This window comes from Alkalispirochaeta americana (assembly GCF_900156105.1).
In the GTDB taxonomy this organism is placed as follows: domain Bacteria; phylum Spirochaetota; class Spirochaetia; order DSM-27196; family Alkalispirochaetaceae; genus Alkalispirochaeta; species Alkalispirochaeta americana.
Map to the genome: position 1 here is coordinate 46,992 of NZ_FTMS01000010.1, position 13,611 is coordinate 60,602.

At 59.8% G+C, this 13,611-nt stretch carries 9 protein-coding genes; 5 read left to right on the forward strand and 4 right to left on the reverse strand.

The window, feature by feature from the left end:
- Positions 1-11: 11 nt before the first annotated feature.
- Positions 12-1,103: a diacylglycerol/lipid kinase family protein gene (locus BW950_RS08625; RefSeq protein WP_083943870.1), complete on the reverse strand. Its 1,092-nt coding sequence runs from the start codon at positions 1,101-1,103 to the stop codon at positions 12-14.
- On the opposite strand from BW950_RS08625, the gene ychF reads away from it, so the two are divergent.
- From ychF to BW950_RS08645, 4 genes are all read left to right on the forward strand, one after another.
- Entirely contained in the window at positions 1,043-2,194 is a 1,152-nt protein-coding gene (gene ychF / locus BW950_RS08630) for a redox-regulated ATPase YchF (protein WP_200796810.1), read from the forward strand. The genes BW950_RS08625 and ychF overlap by 61 nt on opposite strands.
- Before the next feature lie 143 nt (positions 2,195-2,337).
- Positions 2,338-4,464 (forward strand): methyl-accepting chemotaxis protein, encoded by a 2,127-nt coding sequence (locus tag BW950_RS08635; RefSeq protein ID WP_076488896.1) that lies wholly within the window; start codon positions 2,338-2,340, stop codon positions 4,462-4,464.
- 112 nt (positions 4,465-4,576) lie between these two features.
- Positions 4,577-5,899, forward strand: a complete 1,323-nt coding sequence (locus BW950_RS08640; protein ID WP_076488897.1) for a Na+/H+ antiporter family protein — start codon at positions 4,577-4,579, stop codon at positions 5,897-5,899.
- Between the two features lie 137 nt (positions 5,900-6,036).
- On the forward strand, positions 6,037-6,609 hold the full coding sequence (locus BW950_RS08645; RefSeq protein ID WP_083943871.1) for a histidine phosphatase family protein: 573 nt from the start codon (positions 6,037-6,039) through the stop codon (positions 6,607-6,609).
- 105 nt (positions 6,610-6,714) lie between these two features.
- Here the strand turns inward: BW950_RS08645 and BW950_RS08650 are convergent, their stop codons facing one another.
- Entirely contained in the window at positions 6,715-8,082 is a 1,368-nt protein-coding gene (locus BW950_RS08650) for a TrpB-like pyridoxal phosphate-dependent enzyme (RefSeq protein WP_076488965.1), read from the reverse strand.
- Between the two features lie 105 nt (positions 8,083-8,187).
- On the opposite strand from BW950_RS08650, the gene BW950_RS08655 reads away from it, so the two are divergent.
- On the forward strand, positions 8,188-8,598 hold the full coding sequence (locus BW950_RS08655; protein ID WP_076488898.1) for a hypothetical protein: 411 nt from the start codon (positions 8,188-8,190) through the stop codon (positions 8,596-8,598).
- 33 nt (positions 8,599-8,631) lie between these two features.
- Here BW950_RS08655 and BW950_RS15375 read toward each other — a convergent pair whose 3' ends face one another.
- Together BW950_RS15375 and BW950_RS08665 are read right to left on the reverse strand one after the other, a co-directional pair.
- The gene (locus BW950_RS15375) at positions 8,632-11,310 is read right to left on the reverse strand and encodes an FtsK/SpoIIIE family DNA translocase (protein WP_234969067.1); all 2,679 of its coding nucleotides are present in this window, start codon (positions 11,308-11,310) and stop codon (positions 8,632-8,634) included.
- Between the two features lie 75 nt (positions 11,311-11,385).
- Positions 11,386-13,602 (reverse strand): flagellar assembly lytic transglycosylase, encoded by a 2,217-nt coding sequence (locus tag BW950_RS08665; RefSeq protein WP_076488899.1) that lies wholly within the window; start codon positions 13,600-13,602, stop codon positions 11,386-11,388.
- Between the last annotated feature and the right edge of the window lie 9 nt (positions 13,603-13,611).

Below are 13,611 nucleotides of genomic sequence, written 5' to 3' on the forward strand. Positions count from 1 at the left end.
GATTCCCTGTATCAAGAAGGATTTTCCCGGCTCTCCTGGTTTCGGCAGGGAACCACCAGTGACAGCGCTCCCCGATGGACCTGCACCTCCAGAGGCGTCCTGGTGAAGACCTCGCCGTCTCCCTGAACGGGCTCGGGTTTCCGTTCAGCCTCCAGAAAGAGCCGGTTCCCCACCCGATAGTGGGTAAACCGTCCCTCTTTTGCCTTTTGGCGAAAGAGAATCCTCAGGCAGATCTCGCCGTAGTCCATCAGGGATCGCCCGTTCACCACATAGACATCCAGCAGGCCATCGCAGAAGGTCTCGGCGGGGCCCAAAACATTGGGAAGATGATCCAGAAGGGTGCCGCTGGAGACGATCAGCTCCGTGGCCTCCACCCGGCGGGAATAGTCGTCCAGGATCAGGTGATAGCGGGTGGAACGGCCTCCCGGAAGATGCCCGACGATCCGCCAGAGATAGGCCAGGAGGCCGAAGCGCTTCTTGTCCCGGGGCGGGGTCTCGTCCATCGACCGCGCACTGATACCAACGCTCAGATTGAGCACGAAGTGTCGCCCTTCTACCGAAAAGGTATCGACAGCTCGCGTTGCAGCTGTGGGAGCGGCCCCGGCAGCTGCCGCCAGAAGCGCCACAGCAGCCTCGGGACGAAGGGGGATTCCAAAGGCCCGGGCCAGGCCGTTTCCCGTTCCGGCAGGCAGTATCCCCAGGACCGCACCGGTTCCGACCAGACCGTTGACAACACTCCCCACGGTACCGTCTCCTCCACAGGCAACCACCAGAGAGACCCCGTCGTCGCAGGCAGCCCGCACGAGACCAGCCACATCGTCCGATACCGAGGTTTCGTGAATGGCCACGCTTCGGCCGGGACCTTCCAGCCCTTTTGCCAGAAGATCTTTCATTTTTTCCACGTCACCAGAGCTTCCCGCAACAGGGTTCACAACGGCCAGTATGTTCTGATACAGCACGGTATCAACGATAGTACCTGGAGGCTCATTTTTCCAGCGCCCCCTTGAACCCCCTGGCCTTCGTATCCCCTGGAGGAACGGAAATGCCCCGCTCCCGGAACGTCTCCGGAGCCGGGCGTTGCCGGGAACGTCTCTTTCCGGCATACTCCAGGAACATGAATATAGGAATCGTCGGTCTTCCCAAGGCAGGAAAGACCACAATCTTTAACGCCCTTACAGGACAGGAAGCTGAGGTGGCCGAGTACGCCTCCAGCAAAGTGGAACCCAACGTGGCTGTGGTGGATGTGGGCGACCCCCGGGTGGAAAAACTCTCGGCACTCTATCAACCCAAAAAGACCATCTTCGCCACCACAGAGTTTATCGATTTTGTCAGCGGGGCTCAGGGAACGGACACGGCGGGAATCTTTTCCGGCGAGGGCATGACCATGGTAAAAAACGCCGACGCCCTGCTTTTGGTGCTCCGTAATTTTGCCAACGCTACCCTGGACGAGACCTGGGGAGCCGCCAACCCTCTGGGGGATCTCGAAACAATCGAGGCGGAACTGATCCTCTCGGACCAGGTGATCGCCGAACGGCGGCTGGAGCGGATCGAGGCGGACCACAAGCGAGGGCGCAAGACACCCCGCTCCCAGGCCGAGGAAAAGGTCATGCACCGCCTGGTGGCACAGCTTGATCAGGGCGGCGCGGTGCGAACCATGGAGTTCACCCCCGACGAACTCCAGATCATCAGCGGGTTCCGCTTCCTCACAGCCAAGCAGGTGCTTCTGGTGCTGAACTCCGATGAGGACCGGTACGGACAGCACCAGCCCCTGGTTGAGAAACTTCAGGAGCGCTATCCCGTGATTGAGTTTGCCGGAAACTTCGAGATGGAGCTCTCCCGCATGGACGCCGACGATGCCCGGGCCTTCATGGAAGATATCGGGATATCCGAGTCTGCCCGAAACCGCCTCACCGCCTTTGCCTACCGCATGCTTGGCTACATCAGCTTTTTCACCGTAGGGGAAGACGAGGTCCGGGCCTGGACGATCCGCCACGGCCAAAACGCCCAGGAAGCGGCAGGAACGATCCACTCCGATCTTGCCAAGGGCTTCATCCGGGCAGAATGCTTCAACTACACCGACCTCCTGGAAAGCGGCTCCGAGCAAGCCGTAAAGCAGAAGGGCCTCTTCCGCCTGGAGGGCAAGGAGTACCCCGTAGAGGACGGGGATATCCTGAACATTCGCTTCAACATCTAGGGGCCGCCAGGGGCCGCCCTTTCCGAGAAGTGGCGTCAGGAACCAGGGGGCCCCGAGGGGCCCTCCTGGCAAAAAAGCCGCTCGTCCCCTATACTTCATCCTGATACTGTGTCCTGCCGGATACGGGTAAAGGAAGGCAGACCATGCGGATACGGACAAATCGACTCGGCAAAAAACTGATGCTCCCCCTCCTGGCGGCGCTTCTGGTGTTTATGGCGGTAAGCTTCTACACCGGTGACGTTCTTCTGGGCCGGCGCGTCCTGAACCAGCGCCGGGAATACTACCAGGAACAGACCAGCGCCTACGCGCAACAGATGGACCACGCCGTAGGCCTGATCCAGGCCGTGGGGCAATCCATCGCCGCAGCAGCTCCCGTTCTTGCCGCTACTGCTCAGGCCGAAGCAACCGAGGCACTCACCGAGCACATTGGATCGTATCTTGCCGGAGCCGTTCGTTCCTCGGAGCGTGTCTTCGGATACGGAATCTGGTTTGAACCGGAGGTGATTCCCGGAGAGACCTGGTTCGGCCCCTACAGCTACCGTGATGGCGACGCCGTAGAAATTACCTGGGAATACTCCACCCCGGACTACGACTATCACAGTCACAACTGGTACCTCCAGGCGACACCAGGCGAAAATCCCGAGGGGCTCCTCAGCATGACCGACCCCTACTACGATGAGACCTCGGGCCAGACCTTCATTACCATTGCCGCTCCAATCTACGGGGAAGACCAAACCTTCCTGGGGGCTGTCTCCATCGACTGGACCCTGGATTTTCTCCCGGAATTGCTGGCCGATATCCGCACCACGGAAAACTCCTTTCCCTTTCTTCTGGATCTGCAGAACGAGAACGTCCTCTACCACCCCGACCCCCAGGTTGTGCAGGCCCCTTTCGCAGATGTCCCGGAACTTCTTCAGGCCCAGTCGCGCTACCTGGCTGTCTTCTCCCGGGATCTTGAACTGGTCCCCTACCGCTTCGGGATCGCCGTTCCCCTGGAGGAGGCCTACGGGGACATTCGCACAATCCGGTTCATGAGCGCCCTCTTGCTGCTGGTCACGCTGGCCCTCATCACCATCATGGTAATGACCGTGAGCAACCGGGTGGTGGTGGCTCCCATCACGGAGGTAGCCAGCCAGCTCACCCGCATCGCCGGGAAGGAGGCTGATCTGAGCTCGCGCATCCGTCTGCGGAGTCGCGACGAGGTTGGCGATCTTGCAAAAGCCTTCAACCGGTTTGTGACGAAGCTGCAGCAGACCATCGAGGGAATCAGCGCAGCCATGGGCAAAACCGACCACGACATGAGCCGTGTTGCCACCAACTCCACCCAGACCACAGCGGCGGTTCAGCAAATACGGGCAAATATCTCCTCCGTGGGTCAGGGGATCTCCCATCTTCACCAGAACATCGAAGCAAGCGTCGCGGCGGTCCAGACCATGAAGGAGGCCGCCAACCGGATGAGAGATCAGGTAGACAGTCAGGTGGCCGCAATAGAGGAAACCTCCACCGCCACAGAAGAGATCAACGCCCAGACCACATCCATTCGGGACACGGCAGAAAAAAAGCTGGAGGGAATGAAAGAATTATCGACCCTGGTCGAACAGAGCCACCAGGATTTTGCGGGAATAGATACCCAGGTGACATCACTTATTACGATGACCACCGACATGATGGCCGCCTCGAGCATGATCAACACCATCGCGTCCCAGACAAACCTCCTGAGTATGAACGCCGCTATTGAAGCGGCTCACGCCGGAGAATACGGCAAGGGCTTCTCCGTGGTCGCCGAAGAAATCAGGAAGCTGGCCGAAACGGCCTCGCAAAACTCCAAGACCATCAGCCGATCCCTCCGGGAAAGCGTATCCTCGGTGAACGCCCTCTCGGAGGTGGTAGGGAAAGCCCGAGGTGTTTTTGACCAGGTCCAGGAATCATCCCGGGATGTATCGGGCTCCTTTGAGGAAATCGTCCACACCATCGATGAACTCTCGGGAGGCATCTCCGAAATAACCGGGGCTTTTCTCTCCATCCGCGATGCAATCGAAACGATCAAGGATCAGTCGAGTCTTATCCAGGACGAAAGCGGCCAGATTTCCCAGCTGGATCAGAAAAATGCGGAAATCGGCACGTCCGTGAAGGGGGCTGTGGAAGAAATATCCCTGGGATCGGAAGAAATCAGCAACAGCATGGTCGATCTGGACGAGGGTATCCGGGATCTGGCGGAGCAGCTTGGCAAGATTCGGGAGCAGGCCGGACAGTTTTCTTCCCGGGAATAGCCGTTCCCGCCGGAGACACACCGCTGGCTCTGTACCGCTCTGTGAATTCCATGGTACACTTCGCCCCATACGCTAACCACACGCGAAGAAACAACACACGAATGGGGTACACATGCTGACAAATCCGGTCTTTCTGTCCGTCCTGGTTATGGTTGCGCTCTGTCTACTGAAGCTCAATGTTCTGCTCTCTCTGATTGTTGCCGCCCTGGCGGGGGGAGTCCTGGCGGGAATGTCCCTTACAGATACAATGGGGGCTCTCATCGGCGGCATGGGCGGGAACTCAAGCACCGCCTTAAGCTACATCCTTCTGGGCGCCCTCGCCGCCAGTCTTCACAAGACCGGCATCGCCATCGTGCTCACGCGGAAGATTGTTCAGCTCGTTCGGGGCAAGGCAGTCGTGATGCTCCTGATCATCGCCGGTGTGGCCTCGCTGTCCCAGAACGCAATCCCTGTACACATCGCCTTTATTCCCATCCTGGTTCCGCCCCTTCTGGCGGTGATGAACAAGCTCTCCATCGACCGGCGGGCCGTAGCCGCAGCCCTCACCTTCGGGTTGAAGGCTCCCTACGTGGCCCTTCCCGTGGGATACGGATGGATCTTTCACGGCATCATCAGCGACCAGATGGCAGAAAACGGTTTGGCCGTGGAGCAAGGCCAGATCTGGCACGTCCTCTGGATTGCCGGAGCAGCCATGGCTGCAGGTCTTCTTGTTGCGATCTTTGTGACCTACCGCGCCCCCCGGGACTACCAGCTGACAGCCGAGGATGAAGCCCGGCCCTCCCCGGCCGATGCTGATTCCGCGCCCCTGACCGCCCTGACCCGGCGTCACTGGGTTGCTCTGGCAGGAGCCCTCTCGGCCCTGGCCGTTCAGGTGAGCCCCCTGGGATCACTCCATATCGGAGCTCTCGTGGGACTGGCGATCATGCTTCTGGGTGGGGCTATCCAGTGGCAGGATATCGACGAGATGATCCACAGCGGTATCGGCATGATGGGCTTCATCGCCTTCGTGATGCTCGTTGCAGCGGGATACGGCGCGGTTATCCGCGAGACCGGGGCCGTGGAGCCCCTGGTGGAGAGTGCCCGGGTGCTTCTGGGCGGAAGCCGTTTCATGGGTGCCACCGTGATGATCCTGATCGGACTCTTCATCACCATGGGGCTGGGCACATCCTTTGGCACCATTCCCATTATCGCTGCCATCTATGTTCCCATGGCACTCTCTCTGGGCTTCAGCACACCCGCTACAATCCTTCTCATCGGTGTCGCCGGTGCCCTGGGAGACGCAGGCTCTCCCGCCTCGGACAGCACCCTGGGGCCCACGGCGGGACTGAACGTGGACGGCCAGCACGACCACATCTGGGACACCTGTGTTCCTACCTTCCTGCATTACAACATTCCCCTGATGCTGGCAGGAATTATCGGAGCGATGATCCTCTAGCGCTCGCTCCAGACGCTCCCCGGGGGGTTCTTCCCGGGGAGGTTCCGGCTCCTGCTCTATCGCAACTCCACCGTCGGGGTTCCTGGAAGCCATCTCCCTCCCTTGCCCGATCGGGCTTTATTGGGTAGGGTTGATCCATGATTACAGAAATATGTCTCGTCCGTCACGGAGAAACCGACTGGAACGCCCGTGCCCTGATCCAGGGCAGTACCGATATCCCCTTGAATGAAACCGGCCGAAACCAGGCACGAGCAGCCGCCGGGATGCTCCAACAGGAGCAATGGGACGCCCTCTACGCCAGCACCATGATCCGCGCCATCGAAACCGCAGAGATCATCGGGGAGGTCCTCTCGCTTGGGCCAGTTACAACGGACCATAACCTGCGGGAACGGGAGTACGGCATCGCCGAGGGAATGGATATTGCAGAACGGTACCGCCGCTTTGGCGAGGGGCCTATTCCGGGCGCTGAAGAGTGGGATCAGGTGCGACAGCGCGGGCTGGCTGCCCTGGATTCGATACGGGAGAAAAATCCGGGGCAACGGATTCTTGCCGTTGCCCACGGAGGGCTTATCAATGCACTTCTGGGAGTTATCAGCGCCGGAGAAATCGGTTCGGGGAAGACGGTTCTGAAAAACGCCTCCACGAACCTGCTTGTCTGGGACGGTGCCTGGAAGGTCCGGTGGTACAACCGCACTGCCGAAGCAGCCTGAACGGCGACGCCCTGACTACCCCCGACAGGTCCGTGTATCCCCACTGGGGCACCCCTCACTGGGGGCACTGGGGGCACTGGGGGCACCCCCCGCTGGAGAAATCCCTCACTGAGGGATTTCGGGAGTGTTAATCCGTGCCACGGCCTGGTTGATCTCCTCCTGGGAGAGTTCGAACCGCTCCAGACCACCCTGGAAGTACGCCTCGTAGGACGCCATGTCGAAGTTGCCGTGACCCGAGAGGTTCATCAGGATCGTTTTGGCAGTTCCTTCCTCACGGGCCCTCAGAGCCTCCCGGACCGCCACGGCGATCCCGTGGTTTGCCTCGGGAGCGGGAATAATTCCTTCAGTCCTGGCAAAGGAAACACCGGCCTCAAAGCTTTCTACCTGATCAACGGCTTGCGCTTCAATGAGTTTGTCTTTTAGAAGCTGACTGACCACCACACCTGCCCCGTGGTACCGGAGCCCGCCGGCATGAATCGCGGGAGGGATAAAATCGTGACCCAGGGTATACATGGGAAGAAGCGGTGTCATCCCCACGGTATCGCCGAAATCGTAGCGAAAGACCCCCCGGGAGAGTTTGGGACATGCCGCAGGCTCGGCAGCGATAGCCCGGAGGGTTTGCTTTCCTTCCAGATGGTGCTTCAGGAAGGGAAAGGCGAGACCCGCAAAATTGGAACCTCCGCCAAAGGGACCGATCACGATATCAGGAAAGTGACCGGCCATTTCCATCTGCACCAGCGCTTCCTGACCAATAACCGTCTGGTGAAGCAGCACATGGTTCAGAACGCTGCCCAGGGAATAGCGTACATCCTCGTGTTTGGCGGCCATCTCGACGGCCTCGGAGATGGCGATACCCAGACTGCCAGGAGAATCGGGATTCTCGGCGAGAATCTTGCGCCCCGCCTCGGTTCGTTCCGACGGAGAAGGATAGACCTGGGCGTTCCAGGTGTTCATCATGAGCTTCCGGTAAGGTTTCTGGTTATAGCTGGTACGGACCATGTAGACCTCGCACTGGATGCCAAAGAGCTCGCAGGCAAAGGAGAGAGCACTGCCCCACTGGCCGGCTCCGGTCTCGGTAGTGATCCGCTTTACGCCATCCTGAAGATTGTACCAGGCTTGGGGGACAGCCGTGTTCGGTTTGTGAGACCCGGCGGGACTCACTCCTTCGTACTTGTAGTAGATTCGTGCGGGGGTATCGAGCAGTTTTTCCAGACGGTGAGCCCGAAAGAGCGGTGTGGGCCGCCAGAGAGCATAGATGTCACGCACCTCCGGGGGGATCTCGATCCACCGTTCCTGGCTCATCTCCTGTTCGATCAGGCCCGAAGGGAAAAGCGGCGCCAGAGCGTCCGCTGTCAGGGGCTCTCCCGTGGCGGGGTGCAGGGGAGGAAGCGGTTTATTGGGCATGTCTGCCACAATGTTATACCAGTAGCGGGGAATCTCCCGTTCCGACAAAAGAATCTTGGTCTCACTCATGAGGAACAATTCTACGGGCAGGAGCGTCAGTGTCAATAAGCAGAGCCCCTGAAAGACCCTTCCTTGACCGATGAGAGGGTATTCTTCTAGTATCTGTCACCAACTATGAACCTCTTCGAATCCCAGACAATCTCCCAAGTCGCCAGCGACTATTTTTACTGGATCTTTATCGGGCTCCTTCTGGTGAACCTTTCCCAGCGGCGTCACGGCATGAAAGCTCACAAAAAACGGCTTGCCACGTTCTTCTATGCCCTTACGGCCATGGTCCTCTATTTTGGCGGGGTTACAATCATTCGGTACGGAGGAAACGACACCTGGTTTATCGCCCTTCTCCTGACGGCCCTGCTGCTCCTGGGAACCTTCCGCACCCACACCATGCCCTTTGCCGTTCGGTGCGCAAAGACGGGCAAACGCCTGGATACGCAGACCTTCCTGTATCGCGACTCCAACACCTTGCCCGAGGCGGAGCCCCGTCCTGAAGCCGCCGACGAGCCGCAGGACACTCCCGAGGCCTGAAGCAACGAGAAGAAGAAGGATCCTCCGGAAGAATTACCCCGAGGAGGACATAACCTCCCGGGGTTTGCTTCCGTTCTGGGGCCCCACGAGGCCCATACGCTCCATCTCTTCCACCATTCGGGCTGCCCGGTTGTATCCGACCTTGAGCCGCCGCTGGAGATAGCTCGCCGAAGCCTTCCTTGAAGTCGTGACCACCTCGATCGCCCGCTCCATGAGCGGATCCTCCAGGACATCGGCTTCCAGCTCGTCGTCATCTTCGTCGATAAAAATCTCGTCGTCGATGTAATCGGGCTCGCCAAACTCCTTTACCTCGGCCACGACCCGCTCAACCTCATCCTCCGAGAGAAAAGCTCCCTGCATTCGCACAGGAAAGGGATCAGCCGCCGAGGTGTAGAGCATATCTCCCCGACCAAGGAGCTTCTCTGCCCCCATTGAGTCCAGGATGATTCGGGAATCCACCTTGCTGGCTACCATGAAGGCGATCCGGGCGGGAATGTTTGCCTTGATCAACCCGGTAATCACGTCCGTGGAAGGCCGCTGGGTGGCAAGGACAAGGTGGATTCCCACGGCCCGGGACATGGCCGTCAGACGAGCCACGGTACTTTCAAGTTCCTTGCCACTGGTAGACATGAGATCGGCAAACTCATCGATGATCACCACAATATAGGGCAACTCCTCGGTGGCGATGTTCTTGCGCTTGATCTTGCTGTTATAGCCCCCGATATCGCGGGCCCCCATGCTATCCAGGAGAGAATAGCGGCGCTCCATCTCGTAGATCAGGTATTGCAACGCCTGGAAGGCTCGTTTGGGGTCCGTAATCACCGGCGTGAGCAGGTGGGGGATATCGTTGTAGAACTTTAACTCCACGATCTTGGGATCGATCAGGATGAGCTTCACCTCCGAGGGAGGCCGGCGATACAAAACCGAGCAGATGATGGAGTTCACACAGACCGACTTCCCGCTTCCGGTAGCGCCAGCGATGAGAAGATGAGGGGTTTTTGCCAGGTCCACAATCTGGGCCTCGCCGGAAATGTCTTTGCCCAGGGCGATGGGAATGGTCATGGCATCACCAAAAAACTCATCGTCCAGGAGCAACTCGGCAAAGGAGACGATGTGCCGCTGACGGTTGGGAATCTCGATGCCCACGGCGTGCTTCCCCGGAATGGGCGCAACAATGCGAACACTGGACGCAGCGAGGCGCAAGGCGATGTTGTCCGAGAGGTTGGTAATCTTGGCGAGCTTCACCCCCGGCGCAGGAAGTATCTCGAACATGGTGATCACCGGCCCCTTGCGAATACCCGTCACCTCGGCGCGGATTCCAAACTCCTCCAGGGTTACCCGCAGAACCTCGGCGGCATCGCGGGTGTTGTCGTCAATCTCCCAGTAGCGACCTTCGCCGTACTGCTGAAGCACTCCCTCCACGGGGAGAGCGTAGCGCCGCCGCATGGAGGAGGACACCGGAGAAACCCGGAGATCCCCAGCCCCGGAAACGTCGGGGAAGATATCTTCGTCATCATCGGGGTCGTCGGGGTCATCGGGGTACACCTGAAAAGAGTTTTCCAGGTGTATCTCTTTTTCATCGTCCTGGAAGGGCTCCCCGATTTCATCGTCCCGGGATGCTTCGTATATCGCGTCGGACCGATCATCTTCGGGGTAGCCCCCCTCGGGGTAGTTCTCTTCAGGATAGTGCTCTTCGGGGTAGTACTCTTCGTCGTAGTTATCTTCACTGTACCCGGCGTCGGCGTAGTCTTCGCTGTAGTCCTCTTCAGCGTGCCCCACATCCTGAAGTGCCACCTCGCCATGGAAGGACTCCCGGGACGGCTGGGGGAAGGCAGCCTGGCGGTCGCTCCTGCCGGAGCTTTCCGAGACGGCAGCGGAAAAGAAGCGTCGGCGGTTTCTGAGGAACAGCGGAAGCGGCGAGGTGTCATCGGAAGGCTCCTCTGCCGGAAGAGCGTCCTCGGCCGGACCATCTTCTGCTGCCGGAAGAGCCTCCTCGGCCGGACCATTCTCGTGAGGAACATCCTCTTCGGGCGAGACCCAGCGTCGGAGTTCGCCCAGGGCCCTGGAAAAGTCTTCCTCGTCACCGGCAACAACGGGAGGTGCCGCCAGAAGAATCTGGTCCTCCCGGGGCTCATCGCTATCCGGGGAATCATCACGGTCCTGCCAGGATTCGGCCGAAGCCCTATCCTTCTCGCGCCAGGGAGCCTTGGGGGGAGGAAGAACCGGTATCACCCTGGCCGTTTCCTCGCGGCGAGATTGTTTCCTGGCTTCTGCCAGGCGCCAGATATGGATATACGCAACTCCCTGAATCATCAGAAGCAAACTCGTGACAAGAAGCGCGCCGCGAAGCGAAAACCCTGCCACCAGGAAATCAATCAACACACCTCCGCTGGCGCCATCATGGGAAAGAAGCCGTACCATGGTCGCTGCCGTAAGCACCGGGAAATGCAGCAAACTTACCAGAAGAATGCCCCACCAGGTCAGTTCTTTTTCGGAGAACGACAATCCCGCCAGAATCAGGATGTACAAGGGAACCCACCAGGCCAGGAGATGGAAGGACCGAAAGAGAAAGCGCCCCGGAAGGGCAAAGATTCCCGCTATCGCGCCAGCGGGATCGACTATCGTTATCACCAGCAAGAGCGCTATCAGCGCAGCCGAGACTCCGAAAAAGAGACCTGTTGCTGTTCTTATGCTATTGGATCTGCCTTTCACGCATAGCCCTCCGCCTTCATGTATCGGCAAAAACCCCGGCGGGCTTAGGGGATCTCCAGGAAGGACTTCATCGCCCTACTGCAGCAGAGGCATTTCGGCCGGGTCAGTTCCATCCAGCAGATGCTGATACCAGGCCGAGGAAACAGCGATTCGACGAAGGTACCAGCGAGTCTCCACAAAGGGAACAGCTTCCACAAGGAGTTCCGGGGGGAGATCGCCGAAAAGAGCCTGCCATCCCCGGCCCCGACCGGGGCCGGCGTTATATGAGGCCACCTGCAATATAAGGTTTTCGGGAACCATTGTCCGAAGGAGGCTCAAATAATACGATCCCATCCGGAGATTCGTTGAAACCCTCTCCAGATTGATCGGTTGCGTCCACCCCAGGCGCCGGGCAATATCCTCTCCCGAAGCAGGCATGATCTGGGAAAGCCCCTGGGCCCCAACGTGCGACCGGGCCAGGGGATTGAAATGGCTCTCTTCCCGGACCAGGCCATAAAAAATAGCAACGGGAACCTCTTCCTGCGCTGCGGCCGTCTCGATCTCCACCGAAAAGGGCCTCGGATAGAGAATCGCTATATCGCCTTCGCTTACATCCAGATTTCCCCGGGCCACAGCCCTTCGGGCGAGGCCCAAGGCGGCCGACGCGTGACCCAGGCGGGAAAACCGATAGGCTAAAGCCATGGCCGGGACCGCTTCGCGGGGGTCCAGGGCGATCCTCATGGCCCAGGAGCTCGCCAGTTCAGGCTGCCCCGAGGCAAGAACTGCCGCTACGTGCGCCATCTCCCCCGAGAGGGGCTCCTGATCCCGGCTCCCGGAAGCAGAAACACCCCCGGTGCGACCGGAAAGTCGCCTGGCCAGAAGACCGTAATAGTCCAGAGGCGACAACTGGAGCGGAATATCGAGACGATCCTCACCATCTTCTCCCAGTTCCAGAAACCCCTGGCGAGCGGCCAGAACCGTTACAACCGCCAGATGGGCCCGGGCATGAAGAGCCTCGGAGGGAAGGGCCTGATAGAGGTCTTCCAGCTCGTCCCACCGGCGGGAGCGGATAATCTCGGGAGTCAATCTGTCCAGGGCCGTACGAAACACCTGGGCCTCCGCCCCCCACCCGTTCAGAGCCTCCACCACCTCGGGGAGCCGCGCCCCCTCACCGATTGCCCGGGTAAGCCATGCTTCGATCATGGCCTGATCGGCCCCGTCCATGAGCGCCGCCATATCCTCCCGAGAGCCCGCAAAACGCCCCCGCACCCGGGCCAGCTCCCGGAAGACCTCCTCCTCTGAAGCCTCTCCATGAGAGAGGCCCCGGGATTCCAGTTCCCGGGCAAGGCTCTTCAGCCATCTCCTCGTGGCCTCGGCCCCCTCGCCCGAAGAAGTCTGCCCCAGGGAAGGCAACAGTCCGGGAGCGTCCCTCAGGCGCCCCGCAAGCCAGGCCGGATCGATTCGGCGGAAGAGTCGCTGCGCCTCGTCGTACTCCTCTTGACTGGTCCGATACACCGCATCCAGGACCGTTCGTTCGTCCCGAGAAAACCCGCTGAACCGGGAATCCCGGTAGTAGCGAAAGAGATACAGCCGGGAGTGGATCGGGTGGGCCGGAACCTTCAAAAAAGCCTGAAGAAAGAGATCATTCTGATCCTGCTCCAGATGGTGAGCAGCCACGGCCCTCCAGAGAAAACGCTCCGCACTCAGATCGTCGGGGCTGTACTGTTCTCCCTGGGAGGCTCCCTCCCCGGAGGGCAGGAAAAGCATCGGGGGAATCGCTTCGGTAAAAGCAAGAAGTTCCTGGTACTTGTCTTGACGGTAGAGGGCCTCGCCGAACCGGAACCAGAGGTCCCGGTTCTCGGGCAAGAGTTCCAACCCCCTGGCGGCGTAGCCCTCCGATGCAAGCCAGCGGCGCTGGGAGGCGGCAATGCGGGCCAGACGGAGAGCGCTGCGACCCGCCCAGGAGGAGGCCCCCTGGTCGAGCTCGAACCGGTAGACCCGCCGGGCACTTTCCACCAGACCCCGTGCTTCATACCCCCGCCCCAGGGCGTAGGGGAAGGAAGGATCAGCGTTGCGAAGGTTTTCCACCAGCCCTTCAGCGGGAACCAGCGTATCAAGAACCTGGCCGTCGCCATAGGCGAGACGTTCCATAAGAACCGCTGCCGATAGTTCCCGGGGAGTCTGTCCTGCCCCGGCTCCCGCAAGATGCCCCTGGGCCCCGCAGGATGAAAAGAGAACCGCCACCGGCAGGAACGCCCGAAGAACAGGCAGGAGTCGCCGGATAAGAGAAGAAGGCTGAAGAAGGTTCGTCATGCCCCGAGA

Coding starts and splice junctions, on each gene's coding strand:
- BW950_RS08655 (WP_076488898.1), top strand. CDS start 8,188: ATGAACCTCTTCGAATCCCAGACAATCTCCCAAGTCGCCAGCGACTAT.
- BW950_RS08640 (WP_076488897.1), top strand. CDS start 4,577: ATGCTGACAAATCCGGTCTTTCTGTCCGTCCTGGTTATGGTTGCGCTC.
- BW950_RS08650 (WP_076488965.1), bottom strand. CDS start 8,082: ATGAGTGAGACCAAGATTCTTTTGTCGGAACGGGAGATTCCCCGCTAC.
- BW950_RS08665 (WP_076488899.1), bottom strand. CDS start 13,602: ATGACGAACCTTCTTCAGCCTTCTTCTCTTATCCGGCGACTCCTGCCT.
- BW950_RS08645 (WP_083943871.1), top strand. CDS start 6,037: ATGATTACAGAAATATGTCTCGTCCGTCACGGAGAAACCGACTGGAAC.
- BW950_RS08635 (WP_076488896.1), top strand. CDS start 2,338: ATGCGGATACGGACAAATCGACTCGGCAAAAAACTGATGCTCCCCCTC.
- BW950_RS08625 (WP_083943870.1), bottom strand. CDS start 1,103: ATGCCGGAAAGAGACGTTCCCGGCAACGCCCGGCTCCGGAGACGTTCC.
- ychF (WP_200796810.1), top strand. CDS start 1,043: ATGCCCCGCTCCCGGAACGTCTCCGGAGCCGGGCGTTGCCGGGAACGT.